General features: G+C 61.4%; 15 protein-coding genes and 2 pseudogenes. 8 read left to right on the top strand and 9 right to left on the bottom strand.

The window, feature by feature from the left end; genetic code table 11:
• Nucleotides 1-104 precede the first annotated feature (104 nt).
• The 4 genes from ACEN2T_RS29215 to ACEN2T_RS29200 are packed head-to-tail and all read right to left on the bottom strand — an operon-like array spanning nucleotide 105 to nucleotide 4903.
• Nucleotides 105-968: an SMP-30/gluconolactonase/LRE family protein gene (locus ACEN2T_RS29215; RefSeq protein WP_181640683.1), complete on the bottom strand. Its 864-nt coding sequence runs from the start codon at nucleotides 966-968 to the stop codon at nucleotides 105-107.
• 16 nt (nucleotides 969-984) lie between these two features.
• Nucleotides 985-2565: an aldehyde dehydrogenase (NADP(+)) gene (locus ACEN2T_RS29210; protein ID WP_442117942.1), complete on the bottom strand. Its 1581-nt coding sequence runs from the start codon at nucleotides 2563-2565 to the stop codon at nucleotides 985-987.
• A 10-nt stretch (nucleotides 2566-2575) separates the two neighbouring features.
• Nucleotides 2576-3565, bottom strand: coding sequence for an AraD1 family protein (gene araD1 / locus ACEN2T_RS29205; RefSeq protein ID WP_032885422.1), 990 nt, complete (start codon nucleotides 3563-3565; stop codon nucleotides 2576-2578).
• A gap of 15 nt (nucleotides 3566-3580) precedes the next feature.
• On the bottom strand, nucleotides 3581-4903 hold the full coding sequence (locus ACEN2T_RS29200) for an MFS transporter (RefSeq protein WP_442117941.1): 1323 nt from the start codon (nucleotides 4901-4903) through the stop codon (nucleotides 3581-3583).
• Between the two features lie 191 nt (nucleotides 4904-5094).
• On the opposite strand from ACEN2T_RS29200, the gene ACEN2T_RS29195 reads away from it, so the two are divergent.
• Nucleotides 5095-6831, top strand: a complete 1737-nt coding sequence (locus tag ACEN2T_RS29195; RefSeq protein WP_032885424.1) for an IlvD/Edd family dehydratase — start codon at nucleotides 5095-5097, stop codon at nucleotides 6829-6831.
• Between the two features lie 48 nt (nucleotides 6832-6879).
• On the top strand, nucleotides 6880-7602 hold the full coding sequence (locus tag ACEN2T_RS29190) for a FadR/GntR family transcriptional regulator (protein WP_032885425.1): 723 nt from the start codon (nucleotides 6880-6882) through the stop codon (nucleotides 7600-7602).
• A 123-nt stretch (nucleotides 7603-7725) separates the two neighbouring features.
• Here ACEN2T_RS29190 and ACEN2T_RS29185 read toward each other — a convergent pair whose 3' ends face one another.
• On the bottom strand, nucleotides 7726-9852 hold the full coding sequence (locus ACEN2T_RS29185) for a TonB-dependent siderophore receptor (RefSeq protein ID WP_442117940.1): 2127 nt from the start codon (nucleotides 9850-9852) through the stop codon (nucleotides 7726-7728).
• Between the two features lie 190 nt (nucleotides 9853-10042).
• Nucleotides 10043-11134, bottom strand: coding sequence for an NADH:flavin oxidoreductase/NADH oxidase (locus ACEN2T_RS29180; protein ID WP_442117939.1), 1092 nt, complete (start codon nucleotides 11132-11134; stop codon nucleotides 10043-10045).
• Between the two features lie 89 nt (nucleotides 11135-11223).
• On the opposite strand from ACEN2T_RS29180, the gene ACEN2T_RS29175 reads away from it, so the two are divergent.
• A complete protein-coding gene (locus tag ACEN2T_RS29175; RefSeq protein WP_099603348.1) occupies nucleotides 11224-11523 on the top strand; it encodes an ArsR/SmtB family transcription factor in 300 nt (99 codons plus the stop codon).
• 6 nt (nucleotides 11524-11529) lie between these two features.
• Here ACEN2T_RS29175 and ACEN2T_RS29170 read toward each other — a convergent pair whose 3' ends face one another.
• Genes ACEN2T_RS29170 through ACEN2T_RS29160 form a run of 3 tightly spaced genes read right to left on the bottom strand, consistent with a single transcriptional unit; the run spans nucleotide 11530 to nucleotide 13894 of the window.
• Nucleotides 11530-11988, bottom strand: coding sequence for a metallophosphoesterase family protein (locus ACEN2T_RS29170; RefSeq protein ID WP_442117938.1), 459 nt, complete (start codon nucleotides 11986-11988; stop codon nucleotides 11530-11532).
• Complete coding sequence (locus ACEN2T_RS29165) at nucleotides 11985-13031, bottom strand: GGDEF domain-containing protein (RefSeq protein WP_099603346.1); 1047 nt, start codon at nucleotides 13029-13031, stop codon at nucleotides 11985-11987. Before ACEN2T_RS29165 ends, ACEN2T_RS29170 begins: the two co-directional genes overlap by 4 nt.
• An 11-nt stretch (nucleotides 13032-13042) precedes the next feature.
• Nucleotides 13043-13894 carry a hypothetical protein gene (locus ACEN2T_RS29160; protein ID WP_233897064.1) on the bottom strand — a complete coding sequence of 284 codons (852 nt, stop codon included), beginning with the start codon at nucleotides 13892-13894 and terminating at the stop codon, nucleotides 13043-13045.
• A 262-nt stretch (nucleotides 13895-14156) separates the two neighbouring features.
• On the opposite strand from ACEN2T_RS29160, the gene ACEN2T_RS29155 reads away from it, so the two are divergent.
• From ACEN2T_RS29155 to ACEN2T_RS29135, 5 genes and pseudogenes are all read left to right on the top strand, one after another.
• On the top strand, nucleotides 14157-15047 hold the full coding sequence (locus tag ACEN2T_RS29155) for a bestrophin family protein (RefSeq protein ID WP_095186438.1): 891 nt from the start codon (nucleotides 14157-14159) through the stop codon (nucleotides 15045-15047).
• 143 nt (nucleotides 15048-15190) lie between these two features.
• Nucleotides 15191-16270 (top strand): annotated as a pseudogene (locus tag ACEN2T_RS29150) (HAMP domain-containing protein); the annotation flags it as partial.
• A 348-nt stretch (nucleotides 16271-16618) separates the two neighbouring features.
• Nucleotides 16619-17134, top strand: a pseudogene (locus ACEN2T_RS29145) (methyl-accepting chemotaxis protein); the annotation flags it as partial.
• A 450-nt stretch (nucleotides 17135-17584) separates the two neighbouring features.
• Nucleotides 17585-19993 (top strand): glucose/quinate/shikimate family membrane-bound PQQ-dependent dehydrogenase, encoded by a 2409-nt coding sequence (locus ACEN2T_RS29140; RefSeq protein WP_442117937.1) that lies wholly within the window; start codon nucleotides 17585-17587, stop codon nucleotides 19991-19993.
• Nucleotides 19994-20048: 55 nt separating this feature from the next.
• The gene (locus ACEN2T_RS29135) at nucleotides 20049-21314 is read left to right on the top strand and encodes a carbohydrate porin (RefSeq protein WP_442117936.1); all 1266 of its coding nucleotides are present in this window, start codon (nucleotides 20049-20051) and stop codon (nucleotides 21312-21314) included.
• Nucleotides 21315-21395: the final 81 nt, after the last annotated feature.

The following is a 21395-nucleotide window of genomic DNA, read 5'->3' as shown; positions in this document are numbered from 1 at the left end:
GGATGCGAGGCTGCTGAGGCTGCTTAAAGCAACGGCGGCGGCAAGGACGCGTAGGGCTTTTTTCATGAACGACACCTCTTGTTGTTGTTTTTGAGTCTTGGGGTTTAACCGGCAAAGCGATGGCACGGTTTGCCAGGGACATCGACTTCGATAGCCAGCACCGCACCATCCAGAGGGTGATCCAACGGGCTGGCGGCACTGGTGATGTACAGCGTGGTGAGGTTGGGCCCACCGAATACACAACTGGTGGGACGGCTGACGGGCAGTTCGATGATGCGATCCACCTCGCCATCAGGCGTCAGGCGCAGCAGGCAACTGCCGTCCCAACGGGCATTCCAGATGTAGCCTTCGGCATCCATCGCCGAGCCATCCGGGCCGCCGCGTGCGTGTGGACCGAACCACACCTGTGCCGGTTCGAGCTGACCGTCGGGCTGGATGACATGCCGATAGAGCGTGCCATCCATGCTGTCGCCAAAATGCACCTGGCTGCCGTCCTCACTCCACAGCAACGTGTTGGGAATGCCCAGGCCGCTCAGCAGAGGCGCGACCTGCCCATCGGCATCAATGCGAAACAAGCCACCTGAACGCCGCGTAATCGGCAGGTCTTCGCCCTGCTCACCGATGTTGTTCTGCATGGTGCCCAGCCACAGCCGGCCTTGGGCATCGCAGCGCGCTTCATTGCCACGGTTGCCCGGTTGCGGGTCGGCCACGCACAGCAGGGTCAAGGCTTCGGTGACCAGGTCCAGGCGGTAGACACCGCTGCTCAAGGTCACCAACGCATCGCCGCTTTCACACGGGATAAAGGCCGAGACATGCTCGGGCAACTGCCAGATCTGCAATTGCCCGCCCATCAGGCGCAAGGCCTGTTTGCCGGCGATATTGACCCAATACAGCGCCTGGGTGGGCGCGTCCCAGAATGGGCCTTCGCCCAATTGCGCACGGTGTGCAGTGACGGCCTTACACGACATGAAACCTCCGGATTCCTTACAGCGAATCGCGCGATGGCGTGCCATCGACCAAGCGCTGGATACGCAACGGGTTAGCGTTTTTCAACGCGTCGGGCAGCAGGCTATCAGGGTAGTTCTGGAAGCACACCGGGCGCAGGAAACGGTCGATGGCCAAGGTGCCGACCGACGTGCCACGGGCATCGGACGTGGCCGGGTACGGGCCGCCATGCACCATCGAGTCGCAGACTTCCACGCCGGTCGGGTAGCCGTTGAGCAGGATGCGCCCAACCTTCTGTTCCAGCAGCGGCGTGAGCTCGGCGAACTGTTGAAAATCCGCCGGCTCGCCAATGATCGTGGCCGTCAGTTGACCGTGCAGGCCGTGCAACGCCGCACTGAGTTGGGCTTGATCAGCCACTTCGATAAACACCGTGGTGGGGCCGAAGACTTCTTCTTGCAGCACTTCATCACCATCGAGCAACAGGCGCACATCGGCCTTGAACAACTGCGGTTGCGCCTGATTACCGGCCTGGGTGCTGCCGGCCAAATGCTGAATGCCAGGGTGTGACAGGAGTTTTTCCAGGCCCTTGCCATAGCTGCTCAAGGTACCGGCGTTGAGCATGGTTTGCGCCGGTTGTTCGCCGATCAATTGCGCCACCTGTTGGGTGAACGCGGTGAATTCCGGCGATGCAATACCGATCACCAGGCCGGGGTTGGTGCAGAACTGGCCGCAGCCTTGTACGACCGACGCGGTGAGGTCACGGGCGACGGTCTCGGCCCGCGCCTGCAAGGCCTGGGGCAAGACAATCACCGGGTTGATGCTCGACATTTCGGCAAACACCGGGATCGGTTGCGGGCGCGCCGCGGCCATATCGCAGAGGGCACGACCGCCCTTGAGCGAGCCGGTAAAGCCCACCGCCTGGATCGCCGGGTGCTTGACCAGCGCCTCACCAACGCCACCGCCGAAGATCATGTTGAACACGCCAGCCGGCATCTCGGTGGCCTCGGCCGCGCGGATGATTGCATTGGCTACCTGTTCAGCCGTCGCCATGTGGCCGCTGTGGGCTTTGAACACCACCGGGCAACCGGCTGCCAGCGCGGCGGCGGTGTCGCCGCCTGCCGTGGAGAATGCCAGGGGGAAATTGCTCGCACCGAACACCGCCACCGGGCCGAGGCCGATGCGGTATTGACGCAGGTCAGGACGCGGCAGTGGTTGGCGATCTGGCAGGGCTTTGTCGATGCGGGCACCGTAGAAATCACCGCGACGCAACACCGTGGCAAACAGGCGCATCTGCCCGCTGGTACGCCCGCGCTCGCCCTTGATACGGGCGGCAGGCAATGCGGTTTCGCGGCAGACCAACTCAACGAAGTTATCGCTCAGCGCATCCAACTCATCGGCGATCGCATCCAGGAACTGCGCGCGACGTGCGGCGCTCAAGGCCCGGTACGCCGGATAAGCCTGCGCGGCGGCCTGGGCGGCGGCGTCGACTTCCTGCGGCGTGGCCTGGTAGAAATCCTGGGGCAAGGCTTCGCCGGTGGTGGCGTCGACGCTTTGCAGCTTCACACTGCCGTTGGCGCTGCGCTGGCCGCCGATAAAGTTGTGGCCGAGAAACTGGGTCATGTGGGTCTCCTTAAAGGGTGATGACATTGCCGGGTTCGAACGCTGCATCGACGCTGCCGACACTGTTGATCAACGGCGCGCCGAACTCAGCCTGGCTGATCTCGAACACATCCCCCGGTTGGGTACGTATACCGTCGGCGAATGACAAGGTGGCGGTGCCGAAGAAATGAATGTGCACATCGCCCGGCTTGAGGAATTGGCTGTATTTGAAGTGGTGGTATTCGAGGTTTTCCAGGCTGTGGCACATATTGGCCTCGCCACTGAGGAATTCGTTCCGCCAGATTTCCTCGCCGTTACGCAGGATGCGGCTGGTGCCGGCCAGGTGCTGGGGCAATTCGCCGACACGCAGTTCCGGGCCGTAGCTGCAACTGCGCAGCTTGGAATGGGCCAGGTACAGGTAGTTCTTGCGCTCCATCACATGGTCGGAAAACTCGTTGCCCACCGCGAAACCCAGGCGGTAGGGTTTACCGTCGTGGCCGATCACGTAGAGGCCGCCGATCTCCGGTTCTTCACCAGCATCTTCGGCAAACGGTGGCACCGGGAAGGCTTGGCCTGGGCGCACCACAATGCTGCCGTCGCCCTTGTAGAACCACTCCGGCTGCACGCCGGCCTCACCGGCGGCGGGCTTGCCGCCCTCCACGCCCCACTTGAAGATGCGCATGGTGTCGGTCAGGGCGCTGTCGTCACCGCCCTGGTGCATTTTGTCCCGCGCCGAGGCGCTGCCCAAGTGGGTCAGGCCGGTGCCGCTGATCAGCATGTGGGCCGGGTCCGGGTGATCCAGAGGCGGCAGGATTTTTTGTTCGGCCAGCAAGGCGGCGTAGTCGTGGCTGTCGCCCAGGCCGAGACTGTCCACCTGCTGCTGCAACTTGACGCCCGCTTCGATGGCGGCCAGGGCCAGCTCACGCACGCTATGGGCGCTGCGCACTTCACGCAGTTGCTTGCCTTCCACTACGCCAACGCGGCGCTCGCCATTATTGAGTTCGAACTGCACTAAACGCATGAAGGTTCTCCTAGATTAAGTACGTGTGGCGCCACGGGCGCTGGCGGCGAACTGGTCGACGGGCAGCACGTGCTTGCGCTCCAGCAGGCGATAGACCACGCCGGTCAGCACCAGCCCGAACACCATCACACCGGACAGGAAGTACAAGCCCGAGGCCAAGTTGCCGGTGTATTCCTTGAGCGCACCAATCACGAACGGGCCGATATAGCCGCCGAGGTTGCCCACGGAGTTGATCAAGGCAATGCCGGCCGCCGCACTGGCGCCGGCGAAGAAGCGGCCCGGCAAGGTCCAGAACACCGCCGTACAAGAGAACATCGCGAACGCTGCCAGGCACAGCGCGGCCATTTGCAGCACCGGCACACTCAGCCAGGCGCTGAAGAACAGGCCGATCGCACCCAGCACATAGAGCACGGCGAGGTGCCCGTAACGATCATTCAGGCGGTCGGAACTGCGCGGGATAATCAGCAAACCGATGATGCCGAAGATATACGGCACCGCTGATATGAAGCCGGTGGTGAGATCGCTGCCGCCGAACTGCTTGATCAACGTGGGCAGCCACAAGCCCAGGCCGTAGATGCTCAGGGTCACCGGCAGGTAGAACAGCGCCAGCAGCAACACGCGCTTGTCTTTGAGCGCATGCAATGGATTGCCGTGGCGGGTCTGACCGTAGGCTTGCAGGTCTTTGTTCAGTTCGTCGGTCAACCAGGTTTTTTCGGCGTCGGTCATCCACTTGACCTGCTTGGGACCATCCGGCAGGTAACGCAGCACCGGCCAGGTCAGCAGGATCGCCGGGGCGCCGATCACGATAAACAGCCACTGCCAGCCGTGCAGGCCGAGGATGCCGTCCATACCCAGCAGGCCGCCGGACACGGGGCCGGTGATCATCATCGCGATGGGCTGCGAGAGGATAAACAGCCCAAGGATCTTGCCGCGATGGCGAACCGGGAACCATTGGGTGATGTAGTACAGCACGCCCGGGAAGAACCCGGCTTCGGCCGCACCGAGCAGAAAGCGCATCACATAGAAGCTGTGAGGCCCCTGCACGAACGCCATGCCGATGGTGATGGTGCCCCAGGTGATCATGATGCGGGCGAACCAGCGCCGCGCGCCGAAGCGGTCGAGCATCAGGTTGCTGGGAATCTCGAACAGGAAGTAGCCAATGAAGAACAACCCAGCACCCAGGCCATAAGCCGCATCACCGATGCCGACGTCGGCGCCCATGTTCAACTTGGCAAAGCCCACGGCGGAACGGTCCACGTAGGCGATCAGGTACAGCAAGATCAGGAAGGGAATCAGTTTCAGCGTGATGCGCCGGATTAGCCGCAATTCCTCGCTCATGGGGTCGATCTCCGATTGTTGTTCTTATAGGAATCGGGGATGCCTCTCGCAGAAAATCCGCCAGGGTCATACCTCAGTTAAGCCAGACTATATAGTAGGACTATTTGCAAAACAACTCTTCCAAAGCGAACATTTTGCGCTTATGTTTAGCCGTAGAGAGAACATATAGTCATACAATAAGAGAATCGATCATGTCTGATAAAAAGCCCGGCCTACGCTCTGCCCAGTGGTTTGGTACCGCCGACAAAAACGGCTTCATGTACCGCAGCTGGATGAAGAATCAGGGCATTGCCGACCATCAGTTCCATGGCAAGCCGATCATCGGTATCTGCAATACCTGGTCGGAGCTGACCCCGTGCAACGCGCATTTCCGCCAGATCGCCGAGCACGTCAAACGCGGTGTGATCGAGGCCGGTGGCTTCCCGGTGGAATTCCCGGTGTTCTCCAATGGCGAATCCAACCTGCGCCCCACTGCCATGCTGACGCGCAACCTGGCGAGCATGGACGTGGAGGAAGCCATTCGCGGCAACCCGATTGATGGTGTGGTGCTGCTGACCGGCTGCGACAAGACCACCCCTGCCCTGCTGATGGGCGCCGCCAGCTGCGACGTGCCGGCCATCGTGGTCACCGGCGGGCCGATGCTCAACGGCAAGCACAAGGGCCAGGACATCGGCTCGGGCACCGTGGTGTGGCAGCTCAGTGAACAGGTCAAGGCCGGCACCATTACCCTGGACGACTTCCTTGCGGCCGAAGGCGGCATGTCGCGCTCGGCGGGTACCTGCAACACCATGGGCACCGCGTCGACCATGGCCTGCATGGCCGAGGCACTGGGCACTTCCCTGCCCCACAACGCGGCGATTCCGGCGGTGGATGCGCGGCGCTATGTGCTGGCGCATATGTCGGGCATGCGCGCGGTGGAGATGGTGCGCGAAGACTTGAAGCTGTCGAAGATCCTCACCAAGGAGGCGTTTGAAAACGCTATTCGCGTGAACGCGGCCATCGGTGGTTCGACCAACGCGGTGATTCACCTCAAAGCCATCGCCGGGCGCATCGGCGTCGAGTTGGACCTGGACGACTGGACCCGCATGGGTCGTGGCATGCCGACCATCGTCGACTTGCAGCCGTCCGGGCGCTTTCTAATGGAAGAGTTCTACTACGCCGGCGGCCTGCCTGCCGTGTTGCGCCGCCTCGGCGAAGCCAACCTGATCCCGCACCCGAACGCCTTGACCGTGAACGGCAAGTCCCTGGGCGAGAACACCAAGGACTCGCCGATCTACGGCCAGGACGAAGTGATCCGTACCCTGGATAACCCGATCCGCGCCGACGGCGGTATCTGCGTGCTGCGCGGCAACCTCGCCCCGCTCGGCGCAGTGCTCAAGCCGTCAGCCGCCAGCCCGGAGCTGATGCAGCATCGCGGTCGTGCGGTGGTGTTCGAGAATTTCGACATGTACAAGGCGCGCATCAACGATCCGGAGCTGGACGTGGACGCTAACTCGATCCTGGTCATGAAAAACTGCGGGCCCAAGGGTTACCCGGGCATGGCCGAGGTCGGCAACATGGGCTTGCCGGCCAAGCTGCTGGCCCAGGGCGTGACCGATATGGTGCGTATTTCCGATGCGCGCATGAGCGGCACGGCGTACGGCACGGTGGTGTTGCACGTCGCGCCGGAAGCAGCAGCGGGCGGGCCGTTGGCCACGGTGAAGGAAGGCGACTGGATCGAACTGGACTGCGCCAACGGCCGCTTGCACCTGGACATCCCCGATGCAGAGCTGGCGGCGCGCATGGCAGACCTGGCGCCACCGGAAAAACTCATCGTCGGCGGCTACCGCCAGCTGTACATCGACCATGTGTTGCAGGCAGACCAAGGCTGCGACTTTGACTTCCTGGTGGGCTGCCGGGGGGCGGAAGTCCCGCGTCATTCCCACTAATTGGGATGCTATGATGCCGCGTCTTTAAGCCAGAGCCTCCCCGTCGTTATGGATCACCAGCCGCCCAAGCCGCGCAAGAGCATGCATGCCCAGATCGTTCAGGACTTGGGCATGCACATCGTTTCCGGTCGCTTCAAGCCGGAAGAAAGACTGCCCATGGAGGCCACGCTCTGCGAGGAGTACAAGGTCAGCCGCTCGGTGCTGCGCGAGGCGACCCGGGTGCTCAGCGCCAAGGGCCTGGTGTATTCCAAACCACGGGTGGGCGCCGTGGTGCGGCCGCGCTTGAAGTGGCACCTGCTCGACCCGGATGTGTTGTCCTGGCTGATGCAATCCACGCCCCACAGCGAATTCTTCAATACCCTGGCCGGCGTGCGGCGCATCCTCGAACCGGAAATCGCCGCCATGGCCGCCACGACGGCGACCGATGACGACATCGCCACCATCGAAAAAGCCTACCAGGGCATGGAAACCGCGAAGACCCACGAAGACCTGTTGCAGGCCGACCTGGACTTTCACCGCGCCATTGCCGACGCCACGCGCAACGACTTGCTCGCCTATATGTGCAACATGCTGTCGTTGCCGTTGCGCGAGTCGATCAACATCACCAACCGTCGCCCGGACATCCAGGGCCTGAGCCTGCCCCGGCACAAGGCGATTCTCACCGCGATCCAGAACCGCGATGCGCTGGGTGCACGGCATGCCTCACTGGTGCAGTTGGATGACACGCGGGTGGCGTTGGATACGGTGATGAATGTGCTGACGCCGCTGTAATGTAAACGCAATCAAATGTGGGAGGGGGCTTGCCCCCGATGGCGGTGGGTCAGTCACAGCATCATCGACTGGTCTACCGCTATCGGGGGCAAGCCCCCTCCCACATTGAAGCTGTGCAGGCCTTTACAGGGTGTAGGCGATGCCGACCTGGACAGTGCGGGGTGCGCCTGGGTAGGCGTATATATTGCCGAACGCGCCCTCTTCATACTCGCGGTTGAACAGGTTCTTTACATCCAGGTTCAGTCGTACCTTGTCATTGACCTTGTAGTAGCCCAGCAGGTCCACAACGGTGTAGGCGTCCATCGAGAACGCCGTATTGGCGGTCTGGCCGGCACGCTGGTCGACATACTTGCCACCCGCGCCCAGGCCCAGGCCTTTGAGGGCGCCGTCCTGGAATTCGTAGACGTTAAGCAGGCTGAAGCTGTTGCGGGGGATGTTCAGCAGGCGCGTGCCGGAGCGAATGGTGTTGTCCTTGGTGACTTCGGCATCCACGTAGGCATAGCCGCCGATCACGCGCCACTCGGGGGTGATATTGCCCGCCACATTCAGGTCGAAACCACGGCTACGGACTTGGCCAGCGGCGACGCTGAAGGTTGAGTCGATAGGGTCGGTGGTGAGGACGTTTTTCTTCTCGATCTGGTAGATCGCCGCGTCGACGCTCAGTTGACGGTCCAAGGCTTCCCATTTGACGCCCATCTCATAGGACTTGCCCTTTTCCGGCTCAAACCCGCCACCTTGGCGAGCTGCGCCAGTGTTCGGCTTGAACGAACGTGCGGCGTCAGCGTAGACCGCGACGGTATCGGTAAGGTCGTAGATCACGCCCACACGTGGGGTGACGGCGTTATCAGCGGCTTGCCAAGGTTTAACCCCGGTCACGTAGCTTTCGTAGTCATGCTCAAAACGCTCAAAACGCGCACCGGCCAAGACTTTTAGGCGCTCGGTGAGGGCCACTTGGTCCTGCACAAAGGCTGCGTAGGTCTTGAGGTTTTCTTTGTCGTGGGTCGGTGTTCGCGTCAGCGGTGGGCGTGCCTGGCCATAAACAGGATCAAAGATATCGATCGGGTAAGTGCCCGCGGTGGCGCTGGAACGCTGGATGATCGACTTGTAGTCGTAATCCTCATACTCGATGCCGGTCAGCAGGGTGTGCTCGAAACCACCGGTGGTGAAATGCCCGGTGAGGTTGAGTTGGTAGTCCTTGTCGGTCCATTCCAGCTTGCGATAGTTGAAGTTGCGTTGCAGCGTGCGGCCATCGGCGCTCAGGCCGTTGGCTTCAATGGCGTTGCCCTGCAAGGTGCCGTCCAGCCACTGGAAACCGCCGCCCAGGGTCCAGTTTTCGTTGAGCAGGTGTTCGAAGCGCAACTGCGCCATGCTGTTGTCGTTGTGCAATTTGCCGACGTCTTTATCGCCCCAGAAGGTATCGCGCGACGCGTTGCCTTTTTGGGTGGGATAGCGCGTCAGGCCACGGTCCAGCGGGTGGTTGTTACGCATGAAGTCGCCTTCGAAGATCACCTTGGTGTCGTCGGTGGCTTGCCAGGTGATGACAGGCGTCACGCCGTAGCGTTCGGTTTCCACATGGTCCCGGAAGGTGTCGCCGCCCTCGCCCACCACGTTCAGGCGATAAGCGAGGCGACCGTCTTCATCCAAAGGGCCGGAGGCATCCAGGGTGCCGCGTTTCATGCCTTGATCATTCAACTGGCTGCCCAGGGTCACGGTACGCTCTGCCAGCGGCTGCTTGGACACCACGTTGAACGTGCCGCCTGGATCGCCACGGCCATACAGCATGGTTGCGGGACCGCGCAGTACTTCGAGGCGTTCGATGGTGTTGGCGTCCGGCATGTTCGGGTAGCCGCGGTTGATCGGGAAACCGTTGCGGTAGAACTCGCCAGTGGTAAAGCCGCGCACGGTGAAGGTGGTCAGGCCCTGGCCGCCGAAGTTGTTGGCGCGGCCGACGCCGCCGGCATAGTCGAGGGCATCCTGCAGGCGGGTGGCGCCAATGTCTTCGACCACATCCTTGGACACCACGCTGATGGACTGCGGTGTTTCATGAATCGACGTGTCGGTGCGCGTCGCGCTGGCTGAGCGTGTGGCGTGGTAGCCCTTGACCGGCCCCTGAGCTGTTTCATAGTCCGCCGTGCCCGTCACAGTGGTCGCTTGCAACTCCAGACTGGTTTGCTCGGTGGGCGCCACTTCTGCCCAGGTGAACGGGGAAAACGCCTGCAACACACAGATGGAAATCAGGGTACGACGCATGGATGTTGGACCTAGTGAATGAGCCAGATGGGACGGCAAACCTGCCAAGAATTCGCGGCGCATGGTATATCAACGCATTCTCGTTTGACATCCATTCTCATTCGTTATTTTTTGCGTATCCGCTTTGTATCAATTCTCAGATAAAAAAAAGCCACTCGATTGAGTGGCTCCATAAACCGCTTGGCTCGCCTCAGCGATAGCGTTCCAACCAATGCGCATAAGGCGCTGGCAAGGTCCAGGAGGACTTATCCACGCCCAGCTCTTTGGCGGCAAAGTACGCCCAATGCGGGTCAGCCAGGTGCGCGCGGCCCACTGAGACCAGGTCCAGATGCCCTGCCTGCAACGCGCCTTCTGCCAATTGTGGCGTACCAAAACCCCACGCCGAGGTCACCGGGATACCGGCTTCGCGGCGCACGCGTTCGGCAATCGGGCCCATAAAGGCCGGGCCCCACGGGATGTTGGTGTCGGGGATGGTGAAACCGACGCTGACGCTCAGCAGGTCCAAGCCACCGGCTTTGAAATTACGCGCCAGTTCGATGGATTCGGTGAGGGTTTGCTCGTCACGACCGTCGTATTCGATCACACCGAAACGCGCGGTCAGCGGCAGGTTTTCCGGCCAGACTTCACGCACGGCGGCCAGGGTTTCCAGGAGGAAACGGCTGCGGTTGTCGAAGCTGCCACCGTAGGCATCGGTACGTTGGTTGGAATGCTCGGAGAAAAAGCTTTGGGCCAGGTAACCGTGGGCGAAGTGCAGTTCGATCCACTCGAAACCGGCGTCACGGGCACGACGGGCGGCGTCGACGAAATGCTGTTTAACGCGAGCGATGTCGTCCAGGGTCATGGCGCGCGGCACATTGGGCAGGTTGGCACCGAAGGCGATGGCCGACGGCGCAATGGTTTCCCAATGGCGTGCGTCGGAAGCCGGAATGTGGTCATCCCCTTCCCATGGACGGTTGGCACTGGCTTTACGCCCGGCGTGGGCAATCTGAATGCCGGGCACTGAACCTGCGGCCTTGATCGCCTTGACCATCGGCACGAACGCCTGAGCATGTGCATCGCTCCAGATGCCGGCACAGCCCGGAGTGATACGGCCTTCAGGCGCAACGGCAGTGGCCTCGACCACTAACAAACCGGCACCGCCACGGGCCATGCCGGCCAGGTGCACGTGGTGCCAGTCGTTGACGATGCCGTCTTCGGCCATGTATTGGCACATTGGCGGGATGGCGATGCGATTGCGCAGGGTTACGTCTTTGAGTTTGAAGGGTTCGAACAGAGCGGACATGGGAACTCCAGCAGCGAGTGAGTGATTCGATAGTTCGATGGTAATCGAACTATGGTATTCGGCGATACCCCCCTGTTATCATCCGACCCATGCGAGCCTTCAAACACCCTACCCCTGAAGATCTGACCCTGGAGCGTCTGTTGTACGCCCTGAGCGACCCGGTGCGCCTGGAAATCGTGCGCTGCCTGGCCGGCGTGCCAGAAGCCACTTGCGGCGAGCTGGACGGCGGGCGCCCCAAGTCCAGCATGTCCCACCACTTCCGCGTACTGCGCGATGCCGGCCTGGTGCACACCCGCAGCGTGGGCACGACCCATATGAATTCGTTGCGCGGCGATGTGCTTGAGGAACGGTTTCCAGGGTTGCTGCAGAGCATCTTGGCGCAAGGATAAAACCGATCAGTCCAGCAACGTGATCAGTTGCGACTCGATCGTCAGCGCCTGCACCTCCAGCACCGCCAACGTCACCGGCAACTTGAAGCGCCGCCGCCCTGCACTGCCGGGGTTCACATACAGCGTTGCGCCCCGCCATTCGATCACGGGCTTGTGCGAATGACCGGTGATCACCAGCCGCACATGCGTATCGAGTCGTGCGGGGACGTCGGCGATGTCATGCACCACCAACGTCCGCCATCCGCCCACATCCAGCATCAGATGGTCGGGCACCTGCCGTGCCCACGGCGCGTCCTGGTCATTGTTGCCGCGCACCACGTGCAGGGGTGCGATCTGCGCCAATTGCTGAAGAATTTCAGGGCTACCGATATCGCCGGCATGGATGATCTGTTCGCATCCCTGCAACGCCGCCACGGCTTCAGGCCGCAGCAGGCCGTGAGTATCGGAAATCACGCCAACTTTCATAGGGCCTCCGGGGTGGACGTCGACCCCTGAAACACCGGCGCGCCATCCAAATACACGCGGTCTTTACCGTTGCCCTTGGCAGCGTAGAGGTTGCGGTCGGCACGCTTGAGGACCGCCGACATTTCGGCCCCGGCCGTAAAGCGCGCCATGCCCGCACTGCAGGTGTAGTCATGGGGCGGCGCGACACTGCTGCGGATCGCTTGCAGCAGGCGCAGCGCGTAATCGGTGGCGAGACCAGGGTCATCGCCCACCAGCAGCACCCCGAATTCTTCGCCGCCAATCCTGCCGAAACTGTGGCTGCCTGGGGTGGATTTAAAGCACGCGGCCATGGCGCAGAGAATCCTGTCGCCAACGTCATGGCCGAACTGGTCATTCTTCAATTTGAAACTGTCGATATCCAGCATCATGAAGTAGCCGGTATCACCGGCCGCAATCAGTTTGGCGAAGCTCTCCATAAAGGCCCGCCGGTTCAGGATGGAGGTCAAATAATCGGTCTCGGCCAACTCCCGAAACTCACTCTCCACCAGTAACACGGAACGCAGGTTCTTCAGGTAGTAGACATTCAAGATAAATCCGATCGCCACCGACGCGGCGCAAAAGATGAACACGTAGGTGTCGACGCCTGCGTAAAGGCTCAGCTGGATCTGGGGCCACGTCAGTAACCACACTAATGCGGCGCAGAACAGAAAATCCTGAACCACGATAAACAGGATTGCGCTGCTCATTACCAAGGTCACGGCCAGCGGCAAGGCGAACACCTGCAGGTCGGGGCGGGTGTGAACCACATAGGCAAAACCCGCGGACAGCAGCACCATATAACCCACGCCCAGCGCCCGCCAGAGCACATACTGAGTCACCACCCGGTGAACCCCATACACCACGCACAGCCCCATCGTGACCAGCACGACCGGCCAGCCGAACATCCCCCCGCGATCAACCAGCAACACCGCCAACCAGGCGAAAATCCCGATCAATTCCGCCTGGGCAATTGCGGGCGACAACAGCCTTTGCATCCGTGGCCTGAGCTTCACATTAGCCGGCATCCCGTCACTCCCTATGCATGAGTGGCCGCTTTGGTATCGACATGACTCAGTTGAAGACTGTGCAGGCAGGTCGCAAACGAATACGCCATGAAGCGCCTTACCAACACGATAAAAGGTGGCAGGACTTCAAGCAATGTCTTGGAATGAATCTTGAAATAGCCCCGGTCAGCCCCCTCTTGCACCAAGCGAATAACATGGGTCTTGGACACCGAGAGTTGCTCAGCGATGGAAAGGTAAGACGAAGACCTGAAACTTGCCCCCTGGTTATCCAACGCACACGCATCGTTATAGATCGCCAGCATCAACATATGCCCGGCATCGCGCTTTACCAGCCAATAACAGTCGGGCATCAGCAGGTCGATGGTCACGTTGTGGGAGAGAAGGACCGAAAACCCTTTGAAATAACGTGCCAGATAAGCGCGATCATCCAACCCGTTCATTGAGCCGCAAACCGCGGTTTCCGGGCACATCACGCCCAGCGGCTCGACCACGGACGTGAGCATCAGCCTGATCTCCTCGCAGGCTAGGGGTGACGGGCTGAATACCCGCAGACGGCTGTCATCCGCATGCCTCGACACCGTCATGAACCCCAACGCCCTGAACAGCAGGAAGATCGACTCCAGGCTGTTTCTGGAACAGAACCCGCGCGCCGTACAAAACTCTTTCACCTCGGACAGTAAAGGCACCTGCTTGGAGAAATAGGTGCTCAATAACGTAAAGGACACCATCAAGCGACTGAACTTCAGTGCGGTCTTGTAGAAAAATGGTCTTTTTGAATAGGACTCCAGCAAGATCGAATAATGGGTACGAATACACGCTTCAAAATCCACATGGCGCTCAAACGCACGCGCCGACTGTTCCACCGCCAACTTCAACGAACCACTGCACATGAGAAAGAGCCCTGATCAAACAACTTGGATTCACTGATCTCAATTGCAGCACAGATAATGGCGTTTTGCCTTGAGCGCAATCTATCGTGATTAGCGCAGGGGACACCGTCGCTACCAAAATTGTTCCAAAAAGACCCCGGCGGCTTAACCGTTTCAGTCACCACAGCGAACCTTCCCCGCAAACCAGCGTCCGAGCTAAGGTACAGTTGCCTACCGCTCGCCACGAGGTTGTCGTTTGAAAGCCGCCATCATCAAAAAGTACCGCCTGATCATCAAGACCATGGGCTATGTGGGCTGGTCGCTGTTCTGGCTGTTGCTGTGGGACGTCGCCGTCACCGTGGACTTCATGCTGTTTCTCACGGCCAAGATCAACTTGCCGCTGATGCCCCTCACTCTGCTGGGCTCGGCACTGATTGTGCTCATCAGCTTTCGCAACAGCAGCGCCTACAACCGCTGGTGGGAGGCGCGCACGCTATGGGGCGCGATGGTCAACAATTCGCGCAGCTTTGCGCGCCAGGTGCTGACGCTACTGGACGACCCCGACGGTGAAGTGAACCCGGTCAAGTCCACCCTGCTGCGCCGCCACGTGGCCTACGTGAATTGCCTGGCCGCCCACCTCAAGGGCGAGCCATGCCCGGATGAAATCCGCGCGTTTATCCCCACTGAGGAATTCGCCCGCAACGGTGCCACCAATAACTTTGCCAACGATATCCTCACCGGCTCGGCGGCCATCCTGGCCCGGGAATACAAAGCCGGGCACCTGGACAGCATTCGCCTGGCCCGGCTGGAATCCACCCTAGTGGACTTGTCCAACGCCCAGGGCGGCATGGAGCGTATCGCCAACACCCCACTGCCCTACCCTTACGTGTATTTCCCGCGGCTGTTTATCTCGCTGTTCTGCCTGATCGTACCGGTGGGCCTTGTGGAGTCCCTGGGCTGGTTCACGCCGCTGGCCTCCACGGTGGTGGGCTTTATGCTGCTGGCCATCGAACGCATCGGCACCGATTTGCAAAGCCCGTTCCGCTCCAGCGAACACCAGATCCAGATGGAAGCCATCTGCGAAACCATCGAAAAAAACCTGCAATCGATGCGCCGCGACGCCCTGGCCGACGCCCAAATCGGCTGATCACGACGCAGGCCCTAAAGTGCGTGACTCCTCGGTCGATAAACCGGGGGTACGCATGGGCTACACCTCGTCATAACAACACATGCGACGTTCTGCGCTACCCACTGCCTTGCCAAAACTATAAATACTCCGCAGGTGAAGTCATGAATATCAAGCAGAAGCTGACCTGGGCGTTCGCGGCTATCGCGTGCGTCCCCGTCATCCTGGTCGCCGTGTTGGTAGTGTTGAATCTGCGCGAGGGGGCCCTGGCCAACTTCCTCGACAGCAGCGGCCGCGAAATCCGCCAGATCGACAATGGCATGAAGCAGTTCTTCGACGGCATCAGCCAGAACGTCGAATTTGTGGCCAAGGACCCGCGCGTTGTCGCGGCCAAGGACCTCAAGAGCTACGCCGGCGCCGACGCCGCGCAAATTCCCCTTACACCCACCAACAAAGAACTGCTGGATATCTTCGACCAGTTCGCCAAGAGCCATCCGAGCACCGCTTACCTGTCCCTGGGCCTGAGCGACGGCGGTTACGCCAGTTGGCCGGACGACACCAAACTGAACAACTACGACCCACGCGTACGCCCTTGGTACCAAGCGGCCATCGCCGCGCCTGGCGCGACCGTGCGCACCGGCGCCTACTACTGGGCACCGGATGATGTGGTGCTGATCGGCACCGTGCACACCGTCGCCGACGCCAGCGGCAAAATCCTCGGCGTGGTCGGCCTGGACGTGTCGCTCAAGCAGCTCACCGAACTGGTGCGCAACATCAAGCTAGGCGACAGCGGCTACCTGATGCTGGTCGAAGCCAATGGCAACGTGCTGGTGGACCCCAGCGATGCCAAGCACAACTTCAAGCCGATGGCAGACCTCGGCCCCAACTACGCCGAACTGTCCAAGCGTGGCGACGGCGTGACCCAAATCGACATCGACGGCGTGGCTTATATGGCTAACGTGGTCAGTTCAAAAGACTTGGGCTGGCGCTTTATCGGGCTGATCAAGCGGGACGAAGTGATGGCGGGTGCGACCAGCCTCACCTGGCTGATCGCCGCGATCGCTGCCGCGTTGGCCTTAGTGTTCGCGATTGTCGGCGCCAGTTTTGCCAGCGTCATTGTCCGCCCGATCCGTGGCGTGGCCGACGGCCTGCAAGAAATCGCCGAAGGTGAAGGCGACCTGACCCGCCAGCTCAAGGTGCAAGGCAAGGACGAAACCGCCAGCCTCGCCGGCTGGTTCAACCAGTTCCTGAGCATGATCGCGCAGTTGGTGCAGCGCATCGGTAACGCATCATCCGACCTGCAAACCGCCGCCGCCGACACCAGCGAAGTGGCCAATAACATGAACCAGGCCGCCGGCCGCCAGCGTGAAGCCGTGGAACTGGTCAGCACTGCGTTCAACGAAATGGTCGCCACCGCCAACGAAGTCGCACGCTCCTGCAGCGCCGCGGCCACCAGTGCCGACGAAGGCTATCGCGATGTGCACGCCGGTCAGCAGCACATCGGCGAAGCCACGGGCAGCGTGCTCAAGCTTAGCGAAGACCTGCAGAAATCGACTCAGACCATGCAGTTGCTGGAGCAGGACAGCCAGAACATCAACACCATCCTCGACACCATCCGTTCGATTGCCGAGCAAACCAACCTGCTGGCACTCAACGCGGCAATCGAAGCGGCCCGCGCCGGTGACCAAGGCCGAGGCTTCGCCGTGGTTGCAGACGAAGTCCGCGCCTTGGCGCGTCGCACCGCAGACTCCACCGGCGAAATCGACAGCCTGCTGGGCAACCTCGCCCGCCGCACCCAGGAAGTCACGCAGCAGATGCAAGGCAGCCTGCTGGTGTCCCACACCAGCGTGGAACGCATCCAGCAGGCTCGCGACAGCTTCGACAAGATCCTTGGCTCCGTGGACTCGATCCGCGACCAGAACACCCAGATCGCGACCGCCGCTGAGGAACAGCACCAAGTGGCGGAAGAGATCAACCGGCACATCGCGCAGATCCATGCCGACGCGCAGTTGGTGGAAGGTTTTGCCCATTCGGCGCAGACCGGCTCAGGTCGTTTGACGGATATTTCCGGTCAGCTCAAAGGGTTGGTGGGACGCTTCAAGTTTTAGGCATTGTCAGACAGAGGGCGTATGCGGACACACACGTCAGCCGCATCGCCCTCAAGGAAGACGTCAACCCATGCATGGCCAGTGACTTGAGCCACGACGGTACCGGGATCGGGATGACGAGGGTCATCTGATCCGCTCCGATATGCTCGAAGAGTTCGAGCAAAGCTGCCTGTAAAGACGGTGGTCGAACGCTACGCCCCATCCACTGAACCGATGGGGCGTTTCGTTGAGGCTCAAAGTGCGCTCATCCTGATACGGCTATCGACACGCCTGAATACGCGCTCCCCGTACCGCTGCCCATCGAGAAAACCCTCCTATCCAACGCGGCATTTGACCGCACTGCATCATCGCAGCAACTGTAATAGTCTATTGCAGGACTCTAATGTACTAACCAGTTACTTATCTTGCTAAAATCGCGTCTTTGCCCTCTCACATTCGAGTCCTTTCGACATGAAACGAGCATCGCGCGCCACTGGCGTCTCTAGATTCTTACTCCTGGGCCTGGGCGTTATCATCGCCCTGCTCGGCATCGCGCTCGCCGTCGGCGGCGCCAAACTGGTTAGCCTGGGAGGTTCCTGGTACTTCCTGATCGGCGGCGTGGCCATGGCGATTGCCGGCCTGTTGATTGCCCGGCGTAACCCGGCGGGTGCGTGGTTGTTTGCCGCGTTCCTGGTGGGCACGGCCATTTGGGCCGTGGCGGATGTGGGCCTGGTGTTCTGGCCGCTGTTCTCGCGGCTATTCATGTTCGCCGCGATTGGCCTGGTGGTCGCGCTGGTGTACCCACTGCTGGTCGGCAAGCCTGCGCGCGGTGCCTATGGCGTTGCCGCCGTACTGGCGGTGGGCGTAGTGGTTGCGGCGGGCAATATGTTTGTCGCCCACCCAAGCGTCGCCCCGACCGGTGCCGGCCCAGGTGTCACGCCGGTGGCCCCGGCCGATGCGCAGAAAGATTGGGCGCACTACGGCAACACTGAAGGCGGCAGCCGCTTCGCCGCGCTGGACCAGATCAACCGCGACACCGTCAACAAGCTCAAAGTAGCCTGGACCTACCACACCGGTGACGTGGCGATCAGCGACGGCAACGGTGCCGAAGACCAACTGACCCCGCTGCAGATCGGCAACAAAGTGTTCATCTGCACCCCGCACAACAACCTGATCGCCCTCGATGCCGACACCGGCAAAGAACTGTGGAAGAACGAATTCAACGCCAAATCGGCGGTCTGGCAGCGTTGCCGCGGCATGGCCTATTTCGACGCCACCGCGCCGATTGCCCAGCCGACACAGCCCAACAGCTCGCCGATCATTGCCGCCAGCGTTCCAGCCGGTGCGCAGTGCCAGCGCCGTCTGCTGACCAACACCATTGATGCCCGCCTGATTGCGGTAGACGCCGACACCGGCGAATTCTGTGAAGACTTCGGCACCCACGGCCAGGTGGATTTGAAAGCCGGCCTGGGCAATGTGCCGGACAGCTACTACCAGCTGTCTTCCGCGCCATTGATCGCCGGTACCACCGTGGTGGTCGGTGGTCGCGTGGCGGATAACGTGCAGACCGACATGCCAGGCGGCGTGATCCGTGGTTTTGACGTGATCAGCGGGCAAATGCGTTGGGCCTTCGACCCCGGCAACCCGGAAGACAAACAAGCCCCAACCGGCGACAGCACCTACGTGCGCAGCACGCCGAACAGCTGGGCGCCGATGTCCTACGACCCGCTGATGAACACGATTTTCCTGCCGATGGGCAGCTCATCCACCGACATCTACGGCGTGGAACGCACCCAGCTCAACCATAAGTACGGCGCTTCGGTATTGGCGCTGGATGCCTCCACCGGTGCTGAAAAGTGGGTGTACCAGACCGTCCACAACGACCTGTGGGACTTCGACCTGCCGATGCAGCCAAGCCTGATCGACTTCACCCCGCCGGGCAGCGACAAAGCCGTGCCTGCGGTAGTGATCGGCACCAAGGCCGGCCAGATCTACGTGCTCGACCGCGCCACTGGCAAACCGCTGACTGACGTAAAAGAAGTGCCGGTCAAGGCCGCCAACATCCCCAATGAACCGTACTCGCCAACCCAGCCTAAATCGGTGGGCATGCCGCAGATCGGCGCGCAAACCCTGACTGAATCGGACATGTGGGGCGCCACCCCGTACGACCAGTTGCTGTGCCGCATCGACTTCAAAGGCATGCGCTACGACGGCCTGTACACCGCGCCGGGCACCGATAAATCCCTGAGCTTCCCGGGTTCCCTGGGCGGCATGAACTGGGGCAGCATTTCCACCGACCCGGTGCACGGTTTTATCTTCGTCAACGACATGCGCCTGGGCCTGTGGATCCAGATGGTGCCGTCGCAGAACAAAGCCCAGTCTTCTTCCGGTGGCGAAGCGCTGAACACCGGCATGGGCGCGGTCCCGCTCAAGGGCACGCCGTATGCCGTGAACAAAAACCGCTTCCTGTCGGTGGCCGGCATTCCGTGCCAGGCGCCGCCGTTCGGCACCCTGACCGCCATCGATATGAAGACCCAGAAAGTCGCGTGGCAGGTGCCGGTTGGCACCGTTGAAGACACCGGCCCGCTGGGCATCCGTATGCACCTGCCGATCAAGATCGGTCTGCCGACCCTCGGCGGCACGCTGTCGACCCAGGGCGGCCTGATCTTTATCGCCGGCACCCAGGATTTCTACCTGCGCGCCTTCAACAGCGGCAACGGTGACGAAGTGTGGAAAGCCCGCCTGCCGGTCGGCAGCCAAGGCGGCCCGATGACTTACGTATCGCCGAAAACCGGCAAGCAGTACGTAGTCGTCACCGCCGGCGGTGCACGCCAATCCACTGACCGTGGCGACTACGTGATCGCCTACGCCCTGCCATAACCCCCCCCAAGCGCGGTGCCCCCCCGGCACCGCGCTTTCTGTCTGGAAGACCCGCATGACACCCACTTCTCATCTCTCTTTTGGGCGCCTGTTGCTCGGCCTGGCCCTGGGCGCCGCCCTGCCCGTCCAAGCCGATGACACCACCCTGACCGGCGACTGGGGCGGCCTGCGCCGTGAACTGGAAGACACCGGTGTGCGCTTCACCGGCGACTACAGCGGCGAAACTGCCTACAACGCCCACGGCGGTCAGCACCGCTCGGCGCGCTACTCGCAAAACCTCAAGCTCGGTGTGCAGTTCGACCTGAGCAAGCTCTACGGTTTCACCAACGGCGACCGCATCCAGGTCACCGTCAATGACCGTCGTGGCAACAGCGCGTCCGAGGACCTGGTGGGCAACCGTCTGCCGATCCAGGAAAACTACGGCGGTCTCTACACCCGCCTCACTGAGCTGAGCTACGAGCGCACGCTCTTCACCCCAGCACTCAACGTCAAACTCGGCTACATGGCCATGGGCAATGACCTCGGCGGCCTGGACAGCGGCATCCTGTGCAACTTCATGAACGCCGGTTTCTGCGGGCATCCGCTGAACATGTCCGGCGGCAGCGGCTGGACCAACTACCCGAACGCGCGTCTGGGCGCACGGGTGAAATACGACCTCTCGCCGGCCTGGCAAGTGCGGGTGGCGGCGTTCAATGTCGACCCGGAAAGCAACGGCGACTCCAGCCGCGCCTGGAAGTTGAGCCCCAAGCACACCACCGGGACCGTGGTGCCGATTGAGCTGGTGTACAAGCACGCAGGCCCCCTGCCCGGGGAATATAAGGTGGGTTACTACTACGACAGCTCCGATGTGAAACGCATCGGCAGCACTGAAAAAGTCAGCGGTCGCGGCGGTCACTACCTGCTGATCGACCAGGCGGTGTGGGCCTCCGAATCGTCGGCCGGCCGTGTGCTGCACGCCTTCGGCCAATACTCCGCCGCCAGCGAAGCGGCCTCGCCGTTCAGCAAGTGGTATGGCGCAGGCGTAGTGCTCTACAAACCGTTCGAAGGCCGCCCGCGGGACACCCTGTCCCTGGGTTATGGCCGCGCCGTGCCAAACCCGCGCAGCCGCGACGTGCAGGAACTGGCAGCGTTCAACGCGGGGTCCAGCTACCCCAACCTCGACAATGCCGAACAACTGATCGAACTCAGTTACGGCTACCAGACCACGCCATGGCTGAACCTGCGCCCGGATGTGCAATACATCATCGAGCCAGGCGCGTTTTCGGGTGACAACATCGACAATGCGCTGGTGTTGGGGTTGCAGGTCAAGGCAGTGTTCTAAGCGCCTGAACGCGGTCAAAAAATGTGGGAGGGGCTTGCTCCCGATGGCGGTGTGTCAGTCAATGAATAGCTTGACTGACAC

The sequence above is a fragment of the Pseudomonas sp. W22_MBD1_FP4 genome, assembly GCF_052113765.1.
GTDB classification, from domain to species: Bacteria; Pseudomonadota; Gammaproteobacteria; order Pseudomonadales; family Pseudomonadaceae; genus Aquipseudomonas; species Aquipseudomonas sivasensis.
The sequence above is the reverse complement of the archived record's forward strand: the minus strand, read 5'-3'. Positions and strand labels throughout refer to the sequence as shown.

Bases quoted from the DNA above. Each gene is read 5' to 3' on its own strand.
- ACEN2T_RS29215 (WP_181640683.1), bottom strand. From the start codon at position 968: ATGTCGTGTAAGGCCGTCACTGCACACCGTGCGCAATTGGGCGAAGGC.
- ACEN2T_RS29210 (WP_442117942.1), bottom strand. From the start codon at position 2,565: ATGACCCAGTTTCTCGGCCACAACTTTATCGGCGGCCAGCGCAGCGCC.
- araD1 (WP_032885422.1), bottom strand. From the start codon at position 3,565: ATGCGTTTAGTGCAGTTCGAACTCAATAATGGCGAGCGCCGCGTTGGC.
- ACEN2T_RS29200 (WP_442117941.1), bottom strand. From the start codon at position 4,903: ATGAGCGAGGAATTGCGGCTAATCCGGCGCATCACGCTGAAACTGATT.
- ACEN2T_RS29195 (WP_032885424.1), top strand. From the start codon at position 5,095: ATGTCTGATAAAAAGCCCGGCCTACGCTCTGCCCAGTGGTTTGGTACC.
- ACEN2T_RS29190 (WP_032885425.1), top strand. From the start codon at position 6,880: ATGGATCACCAGCCGCCCAAGCCGCGCAAGAGCATGCATGCCCAGATC.
- ACEN2T_RS29185 (WP_442117940.1), bottom strand. From the start codon at position 9,852: ATGCGTCGTACCCTGATTTCCATCTGTGTGTTGCAGGCGTTTTCCCCG.
- ACEN2T_RS29180 (WP_442117939.1), bottom strand. From the start codon at position 11,134: ATGTCCGCTCTGTTCGAACCCTTCAAACTCAAAGACGTAACCCTGCGC.
- ACEN2T_RS29175 (WP_099603348.1), top strand. From the start codon at position 11,224: ATGCGAGCCTTCAAACACCCTACCCCTGAAGATCTGACCCTGGAGCGT.
- ACEN2T_RS29170 (WP_442117938.1), bottom strand. From the start codon at position 11,988: ATGAAAGTTGGCGTGATTTCCGATACTCACGGCCTGCTGCGGCCTGAA.
- ACEN2T_RS29165 (WP_099603346.1), bottom strand. From the start codon at position 13,031: ATGCCGGCTAATGTGAAGCTCAGGCCACGGATGCAAAGGCTGTTGTCG.
- ACEN2T_RS29140 (WP_442117937.1), top strand. From the start codon at position 17,585: ATGAAACGAGCATCGCGCGCCACTGGCGTCTCTAGATTCTTACTCCTG.
- ACEN2T_RS29135 (WP_442117936.1), top strand. From the start codon at position 20,049: ATGACACCCACTTCTCATCTCTCTTTTGGGCGCCTGTTGCTCGGCCTG.